Consider the following 17,436-nt stretch of genomic DNA (forward strand, 5'->3'; position numbering starts at 1 on the left):
ACGAATATGCAGATGGGGCTGGATTTCACCTTGGTCGCTGAAATCGAAGAGTTGGTTGCCGGTGTCGATGAAGTGGGGCGCGGCCCGCTCTGTGGCGCGGTGGTGACGGCGGCAGTGATCCTTGATCCAAACCGCCCGATTCTCGGCCTGAACGATTCGAAGAAACTCACCGAAGCCCGCCGTGAAAAGCTCTTCGACGAAATCTGCGAAAAAGCCCTGAGCTGGTGCATCGCTCGCGCCGAAGTCGAAGAAATCGACGAGCTGAATATCCTGCACGCCACCATGTTGGCCATGCAGCGCGCGGTCGCCGGGCTGCACGTTCAGCCAAAACTGGCGATGATCGACGGCAACCGTTGCCCGAAACTGCCGATGCGCTCCGAGGCTGTGGTCAAAGGCGATAGCAAGGTCCCCGCCATCGCCGCCGCATCGATTCTGGCCAAGGTCAGTCGCGACCGGGAAATGGCTGCGTTCGAATTGATCTACCCGGGTTACGGTATTGGCGGGCACAAAGGCTACCCGACCCCCGTTCATCTGGAAGCGCTCGCCCGTCTTGGTCCTACCCCGATTCACCGGCGTTCGTTTGCTCCGGTCCGGATGGCGTATGAAGCGTTGGAAATCATCATCGAGAGTTAGTCGCAAGGCTGATTTTTTCTACCAAGGCCCGGTACAATCCGGGCCTTGTTGTCTTCACGCTTACAGACAGGATCACTATGCCGGCTTCATTCGTTCACCTACGCCTGCACACTGAATACTCCCTGGTCGACGGTCTGGTGCGGATCAAACCGCTGGTCAAGACCCTGGTCGGCATGAACATGCCTGCCGTGGCGGTCACCGACCAGAACAACATGTGTTCCCTGGTCAAATTCTATAAAAACGCCATGGGTGCCGGGATCAAGCCGATCTGCGGTGCCGACCTGTGGCTGTCGAACAAGGATCCGGACAACCCGCTGAGCCGGATCAGCCTGCTGGTGATGAACGCCGAAGGCTATCGCAACCTTACCGAACTGATTTCACGCGGCTTCATCGACGGTCAGCGCAATGGTGCGGTCATCATCGAACGCGAATGGGTTGCTGAAGCCAACTCGGGCTTGATCATGCTGTCGGCGGCCAAGGAAGGCGAGATCGGCCAGGCCATGCTCGGCGGCAACCCGGCCGAGGCCGAAACCCTGGCTCGCGAATGGATGGAAGTGTTTCCGGACCGTTTTTATCTGGAAATCCAGCGCACCAACCGCCCCAACGATGAAGAGCAACTGCACGGCGCCGTGGCCCTGGCCGAGAGGCTCGGTGCGCCGCTGGTCGCGACCAACGATGTGCGCTTCATCAAGCAGGAAGACTTCGCCGCCCACGAAACCCGCGTTTGCATCGGTGAGGGCCGCGCCCTCGATGATCCGCGGCGTTCGAAGAATTACAGCGATCAGCAGTACCTCAAAAGCGCCGAGGAAATGGCCGAGCTGTTCAGCGACATTCCCGAGGCGCTGGAAAACACCGTCGAGATCGCCAAGCGCTGCAACATCGAAGTGAAGCTGGGTACGCACTTCCTGCCCAACTTCCCGATCCCCGATGGCATGACCATCGACGAGTACTTCCGCAAGGTATCCTTCGACGGCCTGGAAGAGCGCCTTAGTGTTCTGCTGCCCAAAGACACCACCGAAGACTACGAAGCCAAGCGTCAGGTCTATGTCGACCGACTGAATTTCGAACTGGATATCATCATCCAGATGGGGTTCCCCGGTTACTTCCTGATCGTGATGGACTTTATCCAGTGGGCCAAGAACAACGGCGTACCAGTGGGCCCTGGCCGTGGATCGGGTGCCGGGTCGCTGGTGGCCTACGTACAGAAGATCACCGACCTCGACCCGCTGGAATATGACCTGCTGTTCGAACGTTTCCTCAACCCGGAACGGGTATCGATGCCCGACTTCGACGTCGACTTCTGCATGGACGGTCGTGACCGGGTCATCGACTACGTAGCCGAGAAGTACGGCCGCAACGCCGTGAGCCAGATCATCACCTTCGGTTCCATGGCGGCAAAGGCTGTGGTCCGCGACGTGGCGCGGGTGCAGGGCAAGTCCTATGGCCTGGCGGATCGTCTGTCGAAGATGATTCCGTTCGAAGTCGGCATGACCCTGGAAAAGGCCTACGAGCAAGAAGAGATCCTGCGCGACTTCATCAAGGTCGATGAAGAGGCCGCGGAAATCTGGGAGATGGCCCGCAAGCTCGAAGGCGTTGTGCGTAACGTCGGCAAGCACGCCGGTGGTGTGGTTATCGCCCCGACCAAGCTGACCGACTTCTCGCCGATCTATTGCGACGAGGCCGGTGACGGCCTGGTAACCCAGTTCGACAAGGATGACGTCGAGGCGGCGGGCCTGGTGAAGTTCGACTTCCTCGGTCTACGGACCCTGACGATCATCGACTGGGCGCTGAAAACCATCAACCGTGACCGTGCCAAGGTCAACGAGCCGCCGCTGGATATCGCGTTCATTCCGCTGGATGACAAGCCGACCTACACCTTGCTGCAAAAAGCCGAAACCACGGCGGTGTTCCAGCTTGAATCCCGGGGCATGAAGGAGCTGATCAAAAAGCTCAAGCCCGACTGCCTGGAAGACTTGATTGCACTGGTGGCGCTGTTCCGTCCGGGTCCGCTGCAATCGGGCATGGTGGACGACTTCATCAACCGCAAGCACGGTCGCGCCGAGCTGGCGTATCCGCACTCGGACTACCAGTACGAGGGCCTCAAGCCCGTACTGGCACCGACTTACGGCATCATCCTGTATCAGGAACAGGTGATGCAGATTGCCCAGGTCATGGCCGGTTACACCCTCGGTGGTGCGGACATGCTGCGTCGAGCCATGGGTAAGAAAAAACCCGAGGAAATGGCCAAGCAGCGCGGTGGCTTCATTGAAGGTTGCGCCACCAACAACATCGATGCGGACCTCGCCGGTAACATTTTCGACCTGGTGGAAAAATTCGCCGGTTACGGCTTCAACAAATCCCACTCCGCCGCCTATGGCCTGGTGTCGTACCAGACCGCATGGCTGAAGGCACACTACCCGGCGCCGTTCATGGCGGCGGTACTCTCGGCGGATATGCACAACACCGACAAGGTCGTGACCTTGATCGAAGAAGTGCGGACCATGAAGCTGCGTCTCGACGCGCCGGACGTGAACACGTCCGAATTCAAGTTCACGGTGAACGACGAAGGCCGGATCATTTACGGCCTGGGCGCCATCAAGGGCGTGGGCGAGGGGCCGGTCGAGGCGATCACCGAAGCGCGTCTGGCCGGTCCGTTCAAGGATCTGTTCGATTTCTGCGCCCGGGTCGACCTCAAGCGCATCAACAAGCGCACCCTCGACGGTTTGATCCGCAGCGGTGCCCTGGATCGCCTCGGGCCGTATTTCCACGATGAGCAGAAAGCCTACCAGGCCAACATCGACCGCAATCGCGCGGTGCTGCTGACGGCCATGGAAGAAGCGATCAAGGCGGCCGAACAGACCGCGCGCACTCAGGACAGCGGTCACTCCGACCTGTTTGGCGGTCTGTTTGTCGAAGAGGACGCCGACGTCTACGCCAACCACCGCAAGGCCAAGGAGCTGACCCTCAAGGAGCGCCTGAAAGGGGAGAAAGATACCCTCGGCCTGTACCTGACCGGTCACCCGATTGACGAATACGAAGGTGAAATCCGTCGCTTCGCCCGCCAGCGCATCATCGATCTGAAACCGGCGCGTGATACCCAGACGGTTGCAGGGATGATCATCGCCTTGCGGGTGATGAAGAACAAAAAGGGCGACAAGATGGGGTTCATCACCCTCGACGACCGCTCCGGGCGGATCGAGGCCTCGCTGTTTTCCGAGGCGTTCCATTCCGCGCAGTCGCTGTTGCAGACCGACGCGATGGTGGTGGTCGAAGGCGAGGTCAGCAACGACGACTTCTCCGGTGGCCTGAAGTTGCGGGTCAAGCGGGTGATGAGCATGGAGGATGCTCGCACCAATCTGGCCGAAAGCCTGCGCCTGAAGTTGCATGCCAAGGACCTCAAGGGCGATCAGCTACGCTGGCTGGGTGAGCTGTTGAAGCGTCACCGCGGCGCGTGCCCGGTCACCATGGACTACACCAGCCCCGATGCGAAGGCCATGTTGCAGTTCGGCGAAGGCTGGCGAATCGATCCGGCGGACGCGTTGATTCAAGCCCTGCGTGACCAGTTCGGGCGAGACAACGTCTTCCTCCAATACCGTTGACGGTCAGTGCTATCAGAATGCCCTGACCTTGACCTGAATTTTTAATCTCGACCTCAACGCGCCTGTCCCTTAAGGTAGGGCGCGAATAGACAACCGGCCGGCCCAAGAACCCTTGGGACTCGACCCAAGACGGACGCCTATGAACCCGAATTTTCTAGATTTCGAACAGCCGATCGCCGACCTGCAAGCCAAGATCGAAGAGTTGCGCTTGGTCGGTAATGACAATTCGCTGAATATCGGCGATGAGATCTCCCGCCTGCAGGACAAGAGCAAAACGCTGACCGAAGACATCTTCGGCAAGCTGACCAGCTGGCAGATCGCACGTCTGGCGCGTCACCCGAAACGTCCGTATACCCTGGACTACATCGAACACATCTTCACCGAGTTCGACGAACTGCACGGTGACCGTCACTTCTCGGACGACGCCGCGATCGTTGGCGGTATTGCCCGTCTGGACGACAAGCCGGTGATGATCATCGGTCACCAGAAAGGCCGTGAAGTGCGCGAGAAGGTTCGCCGCAACTTCGGCATGCCGCGTCCGGAAGGCTACCGCAAGGCTTGCCGCTTGATGGAAATGGCCGAGCGTTTCAAAATGCCGATCCTGACCTTCATCGACACCCCGGGCGCTTACCCTGGCATCGACGCTGAAGAGCGCAACCAGAGCGAGGCGATTGCCTGGAACCTGCGTGTCATGGCTCGCCTGAAAACCCCAATCATCGCCACCGTGATCGGTGAGGGTGGTTCCGGTGGTGCACTGGCGATCGGTGTCTGCGACCAGTTGAACATGCTGCAATACTCGACCTACGCGGTGATCTCGCCGGAAGGTTGCGCTTCGATTCTGTGGAAAACCGCCGAGAAAGCACCGGATGCCGCAGAAGCGATGGGCATCACCGCCGAGCGCCTTAAAGGCCTGGGCATCGTGGACAAGGTGATTGGCGAGCCACTGGGTGGCGCGCACCGTGACCCGGCCGCCGCCGCCGCATCGATCCGCGCCGAGCTGAGCTCGCAACTGTCGATGCTGAAGAAGTTCGACAACGATGCGCTGCTCAAGCGCCGCTACGATCGACTGATGAGCTACGGTCTCTAAGTCGAACACGCAGTGCCCATGTGGGAGCGAGCCTGCTCGCGAAAGCGGTATGACAACCAACGAATGTGTTGAATGTTGCACCGTCTTCGCGAGCAGGCTCGCTCCCACATTTGATTTGTGCAAGGTGATGGATATGAGTCGGTCCAATATTGATCTGCCCGCCAGACTCTTGTTGAATCTTGCCTCGTGGCGCAATGCGGCCCATTGGCACATCGCCTTCTCCGGCGGCCTGGACTCCACCGTCCTGCTGCACCTTCTTGCACACCTCGCAAAAACCGAATCCCTCCCCGCCCTGAGCGCCATCCATGTCCATCACGGCCTTCAAGCCGTGGCCGATGCGTGGCCGGAACGTTGTCGTGCCGTGTGCGCTGCGCTGGGCGTGCAACTGCAAGTGGTTCGCGTGCAGGTGCAGCCGGGTGCCAGCCTTGAACGTGCAGCCCGGGATGCGCGTTATCAGGCCTTCACTCAAACCGTTCAGGCCAACGAAGTGCTGCTGACGGCCCAGCACCGCGACGATCAGGCGGAAACCCTGCTGTTTCGCTTGTTGCGCGGCGCGGGCGTGCGCGGATTGTCTGCCATGCCGCGTCAGCGCCCGTTGGGCAAGGGGCACTTACTGCGGCCATTGCTTGATGTCACGCGGGCTGAACTGGAGGCTTATGCCAGTGCGCATGGCTTGAGCTGGATAGAAGATCCCTCGAACCAGGACCGGCAGTACTCGCGCAATTACCTCAGGCATCAAGTCTTGCCCGTGCTGATCCAGCGCTGGCCACAAGCGGTGGCGACCATGGCCCGCAGCGCGGCGCATTTGACTGAAGCGCAGGGGTTGCTCGAAGAGCTGGCGGACATGGATTTGCGTGAGGCCAGCTCTGCCGGCGAATTCGCCTGGCTGGGATTGCGATCTCTTGAACTGGCGCCTCTTGCGCAACTGTCTGATGCCCGGCAGCGCAATGCCTTGAGTCATTGGCTCGAACCGCTGACCCGTTTGCCGGACACTGACCATTGGTCGGGTTGGAAGGATTTGCGCGACGCCACCGGTGATGCCTGCCCGGTGTGGCGGCTGGCCGATGGCGAACTGCATCGGGCGGGGGGGCGGATCTGGTGGCTGTCCGGCCACTGGCTGCGGCCTTTGCCCGGCGCCGGGGTGTGGCTGGATCCGGCTTCTGCGCTGGCTATTGCGGGCAACGGCGTGCTTTCGCTCACCGGTCAAATCCCCGATGGCCCGCTGCATATCCGCTATCGTGAAGGGGGAGAGATCATGGCCTTGCCAGGCCGGGGCCATCGGGACCTGAAACGTTTGCTCAATGAAAGCGCTGTACCGTCCTTCGTACGCGGCAGATTGCCGCTGCTCTACAAAGACGGGCAACTGCTGGCGGTAGCGAACCTCAAGGGGCTCGATGGTAGTGCGCTCGGCGACTGGCATTTGCATTGGCAGCCACTGAACGAAGATCAAGGTTTGAGCTGAAAGGGGCTTTCCGGTAGACTACGCTCCCTTCTTGATACAACTTCTGTGGATTCGCCTGAATTGCAGGAGTTGCCGATTACCAAGCAGTCTTTGCTGGGCGATTCCAAAAAATGTGTAGCGAGCAACGAACCGGTGTTTCATCTTCCGGTCTGTCCCAACGCGGCGGTTTTTTTGAAAGGTGCACTGTGATTAATGCAGGTGATCGGGGGCTTCGGCCTTCCTTCGCTTTCCCCGGCGGCTCGGACCGCTTTAACGCAGACTTCTAGGGTTTTTCATGACGCGCTACATATTCGTCACGGGCGGTGTTGTTTCTTCATTGGGGAAAGGCATTGCATCGGCATCATTGGCGGCCATCCTGGAGGCGCGGGGACTTAAGGTCACCATGCTGAAGCTGGACCCGTACATCAACGTCGACCCGGGCACCATGAGCCCGTTCCAGCACGGTGAAGTGTTCGTCACCCACGACGGCGCCGAGACCGACCTGGACCTGGGTCACTACGAGCGGTTCATCCGCACGACCATGACCCAGAACAACAACTTCACCACCGGCCGTGTTTACGAGCATGTCCTGCGCAAGGAGCGCCGTGGTGACTACCTGGGCGCAACCATCCAGGTGATCCCGCACATCACCGACGAAATCAAGCGCCGCATCATCAAGGGTGCAGGCGATGCCGACGTGGCAATGGTCGAGATCGGTGGCACCGTGGGTGACATCGAATCGCAACCGTTCCTCGAAGCCATCCGCCAGTTGCGTTTCGAAGTCGGCGCCAAGCGTGCGATGCTGATGCACCTGACACTGGTGCCGTACATCGCCACTGCCGGCGAAACCAAGACCAAGCCAACCCAGCACTCGGTGAAGGAACTGCGTTCCATCGGCCTGCAACCGGACGTGCTGGTCTGCCGCTCCGACCACCCGATCGATATTTCCTCGCGTCGCAAGATCGCGCAGTTCACCAACGTTGAAGAGCGTGCGGTGATCGGCCTGGAAGACGCCGATACCATCTACAAGATCCCGGGCATCCTGCACTCCCAGGGCCTGGACGATTTCGTCGTCGAGCGTTTCGGCCTGCAATGCGGCGGTGCCGATCTGTCCGAGTGGGAAGCCGTGGTCGACGCCAAGCTCAACCCTGAGCACGAAGTCACCATCGCCATGGTCGGCAAGTACATGGAGCTGCTGGACGCCTACAAGTCGCTGATCGAAGCGATGAGTCACGCCGGCATCAGCAACCGTACCAAGGTCAACCTGCGCTACATCGATTCCGAAGACATCGAGAACCAGGGCACTGCGCTGCTCGAAGGCGTCGACGCCATCCTTGTGCCTGGCGGCTTCGGTTTGCGTGGCGTTGAAGGCAAGATCACCGCGGTTCAATACGCTCGCGAAAACAAGGTTCCGTACCTGGGTATCTGCCTGGGCATGCAAGTGGCCGTCATCGAGTTCGCACGTAACGTGATGGGCTGGAAAGACGCCAACTCCACCGAGTTCGATCGTGCAAGCGGTCACCCGGTCGTGGGCCTGATCACCGAGTGGGAAGATGCCACCGGCGCCGTCGAAACCCGTACCGAAACCTCCGACCTGGGCGGCACCATGCGCCTGGGCGCGCAGGATTGCCTGCTGGAGCCAGGCTCCCTGGTCCACGGTTGCTACGGCAAGGACGTGATTGTCGAGCGTCATCGTCATCGCTATGAAGTGAACAACAACCTGCTGCCGCAAATCATGGAAGCCGGTTTGAAAATCTCCGGTCGTTCCGGTGATGGCGCACTGGTTGAAGTGGTTGAAGCGCCGGATCACCCATGGTTCGTCGCTTGCCAGTTCCACCCTGAGTTCACCTCGACGCCACGCGACGGTCACCCTCTGTTCAGCGGTTTCGTCAAGGCAGCGTTGACTCAACACCAGAAGAAGGCGTAACCCCGATGGCACAGAAGATCATCCGCGTCGGCGACATCGAGATTGCCAACGACAAGCCCATGGTGCTGTTCGGCGGCATGAACGTGCTGGAAAGCCGTGACATGGCCATGCAGGTTTGCGAAGAGTATGTGAAGGTCACCGAAAAGCTCGGTATCCCTTATGTGTTCAAGGCCAGTTTCGACAAGGCCAACCGGTCTTCTGTGACCTCCTATCGTGGTCCTGGCCTGGAAGAGGGCATGCGCATCTTCCAGGACATCAAGCAAGCCTTCGGCGTGCCGATCATCACCGACGTCCACGAACCTGATCAGGCCGCGGTCGTCGCTGAAGTCTGCGACATCATCCAGTTGCCGGCCTTCCTGTCGCGCCAGACCGACCTCGTGGTCGCAATGGCAAAGACCGGCGCCGTGATCAACATCAAGAAAGCCCAGTTCCTCGCCCCTCAGGAAATGAAGCACATCCTGAACAAGTGCGTGGAAGCGGGTAACGATCAGTTGATCCTCTGCGAGCGTGGTTCGAGCTTCGGCTACAACAACCTGGTCGTCGACATGCTCGGCTTCGGCATCATGAAGCAGTTCGAATACCCGGTGTTCTTCGACGTGACCCACGCGCTGCAAATGCCGGGTGGTCGCTCCGATTCCGCCGGCGGTCGTCGCGCCCAGGTCCTCGATCTGGCGAAGGCCGGCATGAGCCAGTCGCTGGCCGGCCTGTTCCTGGAAGCCCACCCGGATCCGGACAACGCCAAATGCGACGGTCCTTGCGCCTTGCGCCTGGACAAACTGGAGCCATTCCTGGCCCAGCTCAAGGCTTTGGACGAACTGGTGAAGAGTTTTCCGACGGTAGAAACCGCGTAATCCTCAATTCTCCGGTAAAGTACCGCACGATTTAACGCTCAGGCCCTCGGGCCTGAGCCTTGTCGTCTGCAAGACTGCCCGCTGCACCTCACTTGCCGACGATCATAGATTTCCTACAGCTGCGTCGTTTTCGTCAACTTTGGAGTGTTTACAACAATGGCTAAAATCGTCGACATCAAAGGTCGTGAAGTTCTCGACTCCCGTGGCAATCCCACCGTGGAAGCGGACGTGCTTCTCGACAACGGCATCATCGGCAGTGCCTGCGCGCCGTCCGGTGCTTCCACTGGCTCGCGTGAAGCGCTCGAGCTGCGTGATGGCGACAAGAGCCGTTACCTGGGCAAGGGCGTTCTGAAGGCCGTAGCCAACATCAACGGTCCAATCCGCGACCTGTTGAAAGGCATGGACCCAAGCGACCAGAAAGCGCTTGATCTGGCAATGATCAAGCTCGACGGTACTGAAAACAAAGGTTCCCTGGGCGCCAACGCGATCCTCGCCGTTTCCCTGGCCGCGGCCAAGGCAGCAGCACAGGACCAGGACCTGCCGCTGTACGCTCACATCGCCAACCTGAACGGCACTCCGGGTGTCTACTCGATGCCGGTTCCGATGATGAACATCATCAACGGTGGCGAACACGCCGACAACAACGTCGACATCCAGGAATTCATGGTTCAGCCGGTTGGCGCCAAGTCTTTCTCGGAAGGCCTGCGCATGGGCACCGAGATTTTCCACCACCTCAAAGCTGTGCTGAAGGCCCGTGGCCTGAGCACTGCCGTCGGTGACGAAGGTGGTTTCGCGCCGAACCTGGCTTCCAACGAAGACGCTTTGAAAGTGATCTCCGAAGCCGTGGCCAACGCCGGTTACAAGCTGGGCACCGACGTGACCCTGGCCCTGGACTGCGCGGCCAGTGAATTCTACGAAGACGGCAAGTACAACCTGTCCGGCGAAGGCCAGGTGTTCACCGCTGAAGGTTTCGCTGATTACCTGAAAGGTCTGACCGAGCGTTACCCGATCATCTCCATCGAAGATGGCCTGGACGAGTCCGACTGGGCTGGCTGGAAGATCCTCACCGACAAGATCGGCGAGAAGACCCAGCTGGTGGGCGACGACCTGTTCGTGACCAACACCAAGATCCTGAAAGAAGGCATCGACAAGAAGATCGCCAACTCGATCCTGATCAAGTTCAACCAGATCGGCACCCTGACCGAAACCCTGGAAGCCATCCAGATGGCCAAGGCTGCCGGTTACACTGCCGTGATCTCGCACCGCTCCGGCGAAACCGAAGATTCGACCATTGCCGACCTGGCCGTGGGCACTTCGGCTGGCCAGATCAAGACCGGCTCCCTGTGCCGTTCCGACCGCGTTTCCAAGTACAACCAACTGCTGCGTATCGAAGAGCAGTTGAACGGCAAAGCCAAGTACAACGGTCGTAGCGAGTTCCGCGGTTAAGCGGAAATCGATAAAAAGACACCGGATTGTGTCGAAAAAATCGCTACAGCGACGTTTTTGCCACTAATCTGATGCCTTATATGCACAAGCCTGGTTCTTCCAGGCTTCGTGCTATCAGAAGCTTCACGTTTTGGCATGGCTGTCTTTTTTCACTGGATACCTGATATTCGATGCGCAGTCCCAATTGGTTGTTCCTCATCCTGCTTTTGCTGCTGGCTGGCTTGCAGTACCGCCTGTGGGTGGGAAACGGCAGTCTGGCGCAAGTGGCCGAGTTGACTCAGCAGATTGCCGATCAGCAGGCTGAGAACCAGGCATTGCTGGAACGCAACCGGGTGATGGACGCCGAAGTCAGTGAGTTGAAAAAAGGCATGGAGACCGTTGAAGAGCGGGCTCGTCATGAGTTGGGCATGGTCAAGGACGGTGAAACCCTTTACCAGTTGGCCCAATGATTAATTCGTTACCGGCCTTCTGGGCCGTGATTCCTGCCGCGGGCGTCGGTGCCCGTATGGCCGCGGACCGTCCCAAGCAATACTTGCAATTGGGCGGGCGCACTATTCTCGAACACAGCCTTGGCTGTTTCCTTGATCATCCATGCCTCAAAGGCCTGGTGGTCAGCGTTGCTGTTGACGATCCTTATTGGCCGAACCTGGCGTGTGCCAGTGATCCGCGTATTGCGCGGGTCGAGGGCGGTGCCGAACGTTCCGGGTCGGTGCTCAATGCCTTGCTGCACTTGCATGCGCAGGGTGCCGACGATGAGGATTGGGTACTGGTTCACGATGCCGCACGGCCGAACCTCAGTCGTGACGATCTGGACAAGCTGCTGGCTGAACTGGCTGACGATCCTGTTGGCGGGCTGTTGGCGGTTCCGGCGCGGGATACGCTCAAGCGGGTCGACAAGCACGGTCGTGTGGTCGAAACCGTGGATCGCAGTGTGATCTGGCAGGCCTACACGCCGCAGATGTTTCGCCTTGGGGCGTTGCATCGGGCACTGGCTGACAGCCTGGTGGCCGATGCCGTTATTACCGACGAAGCTTCGGCCATGGAGTGGGCCGGTTCGTCACCACGGCTGATCGAAGGGCGGTCCGACAACCTCAAGGTTACGCGTCCTGAAGACCTTGAATGGTTGAGGCAGCGTTGGGCCAATCGTCGCTAAAAGATCTTAAATCCTGTACTCCGGCCTTTGAGCCAACCCCTCCTTTAAAAAATCCACCAACTTGCGCACCTTCGGCGACAAATGCCGCTGTTGCGGATACAGCGCCCAAACCGCTGTGTTCGGCGGTTGATGCGCCTCCAGCAACGAAATCAACGCACCGCTTTTCAAGTGTTCCAGCACGTAATAGTCCGGCAACTGACACAGCCCGACGCCTTGCAGTGCAGCGTCCAATACCGCTTGCCCACTGTTGCAGCGCCAGTTTCCCTGAACCCTTTGCGAAAATTCCCGTCCGTTCTGTTCCAGTTGCCAGAGGTCCGAACTGCCGATGAGGCAGTTGTGGCGGTTCAGCTCCGACAGGCTGTGCGGGCGACCGTAGCGTTCAAGGTAGGAGGGCGATGCACAGAGAAACATGCGTCGCGGCGCGAGGCGGGTGGCGACCAGCCGTGAGTCCTGCAAGCGCCCGAGGCGAATCGCCAGATCCAGGCCTTCGTGCACGAGGTCAAGCTGGCGATTGCTAAGTTCGATGTCGATACGCAGTTGCGGATACAGCCCCATGAAGCGGGTCACCAGCGGCACGATGAAGCGCTCACCGTAAGCCACGGCACAGGTCATGCGCAGCATGCCCTTGGGTTCGCTGGTCAAGTCACCGACTGCGCGCAACGCTTCTTCGCGACCATCCTGCAAACGCTGACAATGTTGCAGGAAGGTTTGCCCGGCTTCGGTCAGCGCGACCCGGCGAGTACTGCGGTAGAGCAGGCGGGTTTGCAGGCGTTCTTCGAGGCGTACGATTTGTCGACTGATGTGGGAGGAAGAAACCCCCAGGCGCTCCGCAGCAGCGGTGAATTGGCTGCATTCGGCGACGGCGACAAACTCGTCGATTCCTTCCCAGCGATTTTCGGACATTGATGATTATCCCTGTGCGGCAATAATATTTTGCATTTGTATCGATTATTCATCGTTGAGCCATGTATTACACTCCCTGTCTCGTTTAAATTCACCGGAGAGTCACCATGATCAAGTCGCGCGCCGCCGTTGCCTTCGAGGCCAGGAAGCCCCTCGAAATCGTTGAAGTCGATGTCGCCATGCCCAAGGCCGGCGAAGTCTTGCTGCGCGTGGTGGCCTCCGGTGTTTGTCATACCGATGCCTACACACTGTCCGGCGCAGATCCGGAAGGCATCTTCCCGTCGATCCTCGGCCACGAAGGCGGTGCGATCGTGGAAGCGATTGGCGAGGGCGTGACCTCCGTTGCAGTCGGCGATCATGTGATCCCGCTGTACACCCCGGAATGCCGTCAGTGCAAATTCTGCCTGTCGGGTAAAACCAACCTCTGCCAGGCGATTCGCGCGACCCAGGGCAAAGGCTTGATGCCCGACGGTACTTCGCGTTTTTCCTACAAGGGCGAAACGATTTTCCACTACATGGGTACTTCCACCTTCTCCGAGTACACCGTGCTTCCGGAGATTTCCGTGGCGAAGATCGCCAAGGAAGCGCCACTGGAAAAGGTCTGCCTGCTGGGCTGCGGTGTCACCACCGGCATCGGCGCGGTACTCAACACCGCCAAGGTGAAGCCGGGTGACACCGTGGCCATTTTCGGCCTCGGCGGCATCGGTCTGTCGGCTGTCATCGGGGCTGTCAAAGCCAAGGCTGCCCGCATCATCGCGATCGACATCAACCCGGCGAAATTTGAAATCGCCAAACAGTTGGGTGCAACCGACTGCGTGAACCCGAAAGACTTCGATCGCCCGATCCAGGAAGTCATCGTCGACATGACCGATGGCGGCGTAGATTTTTCCTTCGAGTGCATCGGCAATGTGCAACTGATGCGTGCGGCGCTGGAGTGCTGCCACAAGGGCTGGGGCGAGTCGGTCATCATCGGCGTTGCCGGTGCCGGCCAGGAAATCTCGACCCGTCCGTTCCAGTTGGTCACCGGCCGCGTCTGGCGGGGTTCGGCGTTCGGCGGCGTGCGCGGCCGTACCGAGTTGCCAAGCTATGTGGAAATGGCCGAGACCGGTGAGATTCCGCTGGATACCTTCATCACCCACACAATGGGCCTGGAAGATATCAACAAGGCGTTTGACCTGATGCATGAAGGAAAAAGCATCCGTTCCGTCATCCATTTCTGAGGTCCGCCATGAGCCTGGAAAACATCTCCTGCCAGAAAAGCTTCGGCGGCTGGCACAAACGCTATCGCCATCGCTCGGAAGTGCTTGGCTGCGACATGGTGTTCGCCGTGTACCTGCCGCCGCAGGCGGAGCAGGGCGGCAAGCTGCCGGTGTTGTACTGGTTGTCCGGCCTGACCTGCACCGATGAGAATTTCATGCAAAAGGCCGGCGCCATGCGCATGGCCGCCGAACTGGGGCTGATCATCGTCGCCCCGGACACCAGCCCTCGCGGCCCTGAAGTGCCGGGCGATCCAGATGGCGCCTGGGACTTCGGCCTCGGTGCCGGGTTTTACCTGAATGCCACCCAGGAGCCTTGGTCGCGGCACTATCGGATGCATGACTATGTCGTGCAGGAATTACCGGCGTTGGTCGAAGCCCATTTCCCTGCGTCGGACAAGCGCGGCATCAGTGGCCATTCCATGGGTGGCCACGGTGCGCTGGTCTGCGCCTTGCGCAATCCGGGGTGTTATCTGTCGGTGTCGGCGTTCTCGCCGATCAACAATCCGATGGATTGCCCGTGGGGGCAGAAAGCCTTCTCCCGCTATCTGGGAGAGGACCGTTCGAAATGGCGCGAATGGGATGCCTGCGCGTTGATTGCCGAGGCCGATGAAAAGCTGCCGCTGCTGGTCGACCAGGGTGATCGCGACGATTTCCTCGCCAACCAGCTCAAGCCCGAAGCCTTGCAGCAGGCGGCCAAACTGGCCGGTCATCCGCTGACGTTGCGCCTGCAACCGGGCTACGACCACAGCTATTTCTTCATAGCCAGTTTCATCGATGAGCACTTGCGGCATCACGCGCATGCTCTGGTTGGCTAATGCAGGTAGAATCACGCCCTGACAAAAATCGGGGCGTTTTTTTATGCGTATTGGCCACGGCTATGATGTGCACCGTTTCGCTGAAGGCGATTTCATCACTCTGGGCGGCGTGCGCATTGCGCACAGCTTCGGGTTGCTCGCTCACTCTGACGGTGACGTCCTCTTGCACGCCTTGAGCGATGCCTTGCTCGGCGCCGCGGCGCTGGGAGACATCGGCAAGCATTTCCCGGACACCGACCCGAAATTCAAGGGCGCCGACAGCCGTGCGCTGTTGCGTCACGTCGTCGCACTGGTCCATGCCAAAGGCTGGAAAGTCGGCAACGTCGATAACACCATCGTCGCCCAGGCGCCGAAAATGGCCCCGCATATCGAATCGATGCGCGCGCTGATTGCCGCGGATCTTCAAGTAGAGTTGGATCAAGTGAACGTGAAAGCTACCACCACCGAAAAGCTCGGCTTTGTCGGTCGCGAAGAAGGCATTGCCGTGCACTCCGTTGCCTTGTTGCTGCGCGCATGAACGAGGCGCAATTGCTCGGCCCGCGGGCTTACGGTGAAGCCCTCGGCACGGCGGTCCTGAAAGCGATCGCGGAAGATTTCCAGGTCGACGAAGTCCTCGACATTCCCCTCAGCGGCGAAGGCGAGCACCTGTGGATCTGGGTGGAAAAGCGCGGCCTGAATACTGAAGAAGCGGCGCGACGGATTGCCAAGGCTGCCGGCGTGCCATTGCGCACCGTCAGTTATGCCGGGCTCAAGGACCGTCAGGCGTTGACTCGCCAATGGTTCAGCGTGCAATTGCCGGGCAAGGCAGACCCTGATCTGTCGGCTGCGCAAAACGATACGCTGAAGATCCTCAAGACCGCCCGCCACAAGCGCAAACTGCAACGCGGTGCCCACTCGGCCAACGGTTTTACGTTGCGCCTGACGCAATTCGCCGGCGACAAGGCTGCGCTTGAAGAGCGTCTGCAACTGATCGCCAAACAAGGCGTCCCCAATTATTTCGGTGCCCAGCGTTTCGGTCATGACGGCGGCAACGTCGTTGATGCTCGTGCCTGGGCCGCGCGCAAGGCGCTGCCGGAGCAGCGAAACGTGCGCTCGCGTTTGCTCTCCACGGCGCGCAGTTTTCTGTTCAATCAGGTATTGGCCGCACGTGTCGCCGATGGCACCTGGCAGCGTGCCCAGGTGGGCGATCTGCTGGCGTTCACCGACAGCCGCAGCTTTTTCCCGGCAGGCGAAGCCGAGTGCAGCGACCCGCGCCTGGCGATTCTCGATCTGCACCCGACCGGTCCGCAGTGGGGCGAAGGTGACTCGCCGGCCACGGGCGCTGTCCATGAACTGGAGCAGGCGATTGCCGCGCGCGAAGCAGACCTTCGCGATTGGTTGATCAACGCCGGAATGAGCCACGAACGTCGCATCCTGCGGCTGCCCATTGCCGGGTTGACGTGGCATTATCCCTCGCTGGACATTCTGCAACTGGAATTCGTCCTGCCGGCCGGATGCTTCGCCACCGTATTGGTGCGCGAGCTTGTTGATCTGGTGCCGGTGGGACAGACGGACAGCCCATGCGTATTCTGATTTCTAACGACGATGGGGTAACAGCACCCGGTCTCGCCGCGCTTTATGCTGCGCTGGCGGATTACACCGAGTGCGTGGTTATCGCCCCGGACCAGGACAAGAGCGGCGCCAGCAGTTCGCTGACGCTCGACCGTCCGCTGCACCCGCAAACCCTGGCCAACGGCTTTATCAGCCTCAACGGCACGCCAACCGATTGTGTGCACCTGGGCCTCAATGGCCTGCTGGAGCGCGAAGCGGACATGGTTGTTTCCGGGATCAACCTGGGGGCGAACCTGGGGGACGATGTCCTGTATTCCGGTACGGTGGCGGCGGCCCTCGAGGGGCGTTTCCTGAAACACCCTTCGTTTGCCTTTTCGCTGGTCTCACGCCAGATAGATAACCTTCCCACAGCTGCCCATTTCGCGCGCAAACTGGTTGAAGCCCATGCTGACCTGGATCTGCCACCGCGTACGGTACTGAACGTGAACATTCCCAATTTGCCGCTGGATCGTATCCGCGGTATTCAGTTGACCCGCCTGGGCCATCGCGCCCGGGCCGCGGCACCGATGAAAGTGGTGGATCCGCGGGGCAAGTCCGGTTACTGGATCGCGGCGGCCGGGGATGCCGAAGACGGTGGCCCGGGTACCGATTTCCATGCAGTGATGCAGGGTTATGTTTCGATCACGCCGCTGCAACTGGATCGCACCTTCAATGATGCCTTCAGAAGTCTGGACGGCTGGCTGGAGGGGCTGCGCTGATGGGTCGCGAACA

Annotated in this window: 15 protein-coding genes; 14 read left to right on the forward strand and 1 reads right to left on the reverse strand. The window is 59.8% G+C overall.

The window, feature by feature from the left end; genetic code table 11:
* Positions 1-6 precede the first annotated feature (6 nt).
* The 9 genes from rnhB to ispD all read left to right on the forward strand — a co-directional run bounded on the left by rnhB (position 7) and on the right by ispD (position 12,137).
* Positions 7-633: a ribonuclease HII gene (gene rnhB, locus BSF44_RS13235; protein WP_095943882.1), complete on the forward strand. Its 627-nt coding sequence runs from the start codon at positions 7-9 to the stop codon at positions 631-633.
* Positions 634-710: 77 nt separating this feature from the next.
* Positions 711-4,232: a DNA polymerase III subunit alpha gene (gene dnaE / locus BSF44_RS13240; RefSeq protein ID WP_095943883.1), complete on the forward strand. Its 3,522-nt coding sequence runs from the start codon at positions 711-713 to the stop codon at positions 4,230-4,232.
* A 139-nt stretch (positions 4,233-4,371) separates the two neighbouring features.
* Complete coding sequence (locus tag BSF44_RS13245) at positions 4,372-5,319, forward strand: acetyl-CoA carboxylase carboxyltransferase subunit alpha (RefSeq protein WP_095943884.1); 948 nt, start codon at positions 4,372-4,374, stop codon at positions 5,317-5,319.
* A gap of 133 nt (positions 5,320-5,452) precedes the next feature.
* Positions 5,453-6,781, forward strand: coding sequence for a tRNA lysidine(34) synthetase TilS (gene tilS / locus BSF44_RS13250; protein ID WP_095943885.1), 1,329 nt, complete (start codon positions 5,453-5,455; stop codon positions 6,779-6,781).
* Between the two features lie 274 nt (positions 6,782-7,055).
* Positions 7,056-8,687, forward strand: coding sequence for a CTP synthase (locus BSF44_RS13255; RefSeq protein WP_095943886.1), 1,632 nt, complete (start codon positions 7,056-7,058; stop codon positions 8,685-8,687).
* 5 nt (positions 8,688-8,692) lie between these two features.
* On the forward strand, positions 8,693-9,538 hold the full coding sequence (kdsA, locus tag BSF44_RS13260) for a 3-deoxy-8-phosphooctulonate synthase (RefSeq protein ID WP_056720954.1): 846 nt from the start codon (positions 8,693-8,695) through the stop codon (positions 9,536-9,538).
* Between the two features lie 156 nt (positions 9,539-9,694).
* Positions 9,695-10,984: a phosphopyruvate hydratase gene (eno, locus tag BSF44_RS13265; RefSeq protein WP_056720952.1), complete on the forward strand. Its 1,290-nt coding sequence runs from the start codon at positions 9,695-9,697 to the stop codon at positions 10,982-10,984.
* 170 nt (positions 10,985-11,154) lie between these two features.
* Positions 11,155-11,433, forward strand: coding sequence for a cell division protein FtsB (gene ftsB, locus BSF44_RS13270; protein ID WP_007970710.1), 279 nt, complete (start codon positions 11,155-11,157; stop codon positions 11,431-11,433).
* Positions 11,430-12,137, forward strand: a complete 708-nt coding sequence (gene ispD / locus BSF44_RS13275; protein WP_095943887.1) for a 2-C-methyl-D-erythritol 4-phosphate cytidylyltransferase — start codon at positions 11,430-11,432, stop codon at positions 12,135-12,137. The genes ftsB and ispD overlap by 4 nt, the downstream gene beginning before the upstream one ends.
* 6 nt (positions 12,138-12,143) lie before the next feature.
* Here the strand turns inward: ispD and BSF44_RS13280 are convergent, their stop codons facing one another.
* Complete coding sequence (locus BSF44_RS13280) at positions 12,144-13,040, reverse strand: LysR substrate-binding domain-containing protein (protein ID WP_095943888.1); 897 nt, start codon at positions 13,038-13,040, stop codon at positions 12,144-12,146.
* Positions 13,041-13,147: 107 nt separating this feature from the next.
* On the opposite strand from BSF44_RS13280, the gene BSF44_RS13285 reads away from it, so the two are divergent.
* Genes BSF44_RS13285 through surE form a run of 5 tightly spaced genes read left to right on the forward strand, consistent with a single transcriptional unit; the run spans position 13,148 to position 17,423 of the window.
* Positions 13,148-14,260, forward strand: a complete 1,113-nt coding sequence (locus tag BSF44_RS13285; protein ID WP_095943889.1) for an S-(hydroxymethyl)glutathione dehydrogenase/class III alcohol dehydrogenase — start codon at positions 13,148-13,150, stop codon at positions 14,258-14,260.
* 8 nt (positions 14,261-14,268) lie between these two features.
* Entirely contained in the window at positions 14,269-15,114 is an 846-nt protein-coding gene (fghA, locus tag BSF44_RS13290; protein ID WP_095943890.1) for an S-formylglutathione hydrolase, read from the forward strand.
* A gap of 43 nt (positions 15,115-15,157) precedes the next feature.
* The gene (ispF, locus tag BSF44_RS13295; RefSeq protein ID WP_056720941.1) at positions 15,158-15,631 is read left to right on the forward strand and encodes a 2-C-methyl-D-erythritol 2,4-cyclodiphosphate synthase; all 474 of its coding nucleotides are present in this window, start codon (positions 15,158-15,160) and stop codon (positions 15,629-15,631) included.
* The gene (gene truD / locus BSF44_RS13300; RefSeq protein ID WP_095943891.1) at positions 15,628-16,686 is read left to right on the forward strand and encodes a tRNA pseudouridine(13) synthase TruD; all 1,059 of its coding nucleotides are present in this window, start codon (positions 15,628-15,630) and stop codon (positions 16,684-16,686) included. Before ispF ends, truD begins: the two co-directional genes overlap by 4 nt.
* Complete coding sequence (gene surE / locus BSF44_RS13305) at positions 16,674-17,423, forward strand: 5'/3'-nucleotidase SurE (RefSeq protein ID WP_095943892.1); 750 nt, start codon at positions 16,674-16,676, stop codon at positions 17,421-17,423. Before truD ends, surE begins: the two co-directional genes overlap by 13 nt.
* The last annotated feature ends 13 nt before the right edge of the window (positions 17,424-17,436 follow it).

The sequence above is a fragment of the Pseudomonas sp. ACN8 genome (genome assembly GCF_002303925.1).
Taxonomy (GTDB): domain Bacteria; phylum Pseudomonadota; class Gammaproteobacteria; order Pseudomonadales; family Pseudomonadaceae; genus Aquipseudomonas.

Coding starts and splice junctions, on each gene's coding strand:
- rnhB (WP_095943882.1), top strand. CDS start 7: ATGCAGATGGGGCTGGATTTCACCTTGGTCGCTGAAATCGAAGAGTTG.
- dnaE (WP_095943883.1), top strand. CDS start 711: ATGCCGGCTTCATTCGTTCACCTACGCCTGCACACTGAATACTCCCTG.
- BSF44_RS13245 (WP_095943884.1), top strand. CDS start 4,372: ATGAACCCGAATTTTCTAGATTTCGAACAGCCGATCGCCGACCTGCAA.
- tilS (WP_095943885.1), top strand. CDS start 5,453: ATGAGTCGGTCCAATATTGATCTGCCCGCCAGACTCTTGTTGAATCTT.
- BSF44_RS13255 (WP_095943886.1), top strand. CDS start 7,056: ATGACGCGCTACATATTCGTCACGGGCGGTGTTGTTTCTTCATTGGGG.
- kdsA (WP_056720954.1), top strand. CDS start 8,693: ATGGCACAGAAGATCATCCGCGTCGGCGACATCGAGATTGCCAACGAC.
- eno (WP_056720952.1), top strand. CDS start 9,695: ATGGCTAAAATCGTCGACATCAAAGGTCGTGAAGTTCTCGACTCCCGT.
- ftsB (WP_007970710.1), top strand. CDS start 11,155: ATGCGCAGTCCCAATTGGTTGTTCCTCATCCTGCTTTTGCTGCTGGCT.
- ispD (WP_095943887.1), top strand. CDS start 11,430: ATGATTAATTCGTTACCGGCCTTCTGGGCCGTGATTCCTGCCGCGGGC.
- BSF44_RS13280 (WP_095943888.1), bottom strand. CDS start 13,040: ATGTCCGAAAATCGCTGGGAAGGAATCGACGAGTTTGTCGCCGTCGCC.
- BSF44_RS13285 (WP_095943889.1), top strand. CDS start 13,148: ATGATCAAGTCGCGCGCCGCCGTTGCCTTCGAGGCCAGGAAGCCCCTC.
- fghA (WP_095943890.1), top strand. CDS start 14,269: ATGAGCCTGGAAAACATCTCCTGCCAGAAAAGCTTCGGCGGCTGGCAC.
- ispF (WP_056720941.1), top strand. CDS start 15,158: ATGCGTATTGGCCACGGCTATGATGTGCACCGTTTCGCTGAAGGCGAT.
- truD (WP_095943891.1), top strand. CDS start 15,628: ATGAACGAGGCGCAATTGCTCGGCCCGCGGGCTTACGGTGAAGCCCTC.
- surE (WP_095943892.1), top strand. CDS start 16,674: ATGCGTATTCTGATTTCTAACGACGATGGGGTAACAGCACCCGGTCTC.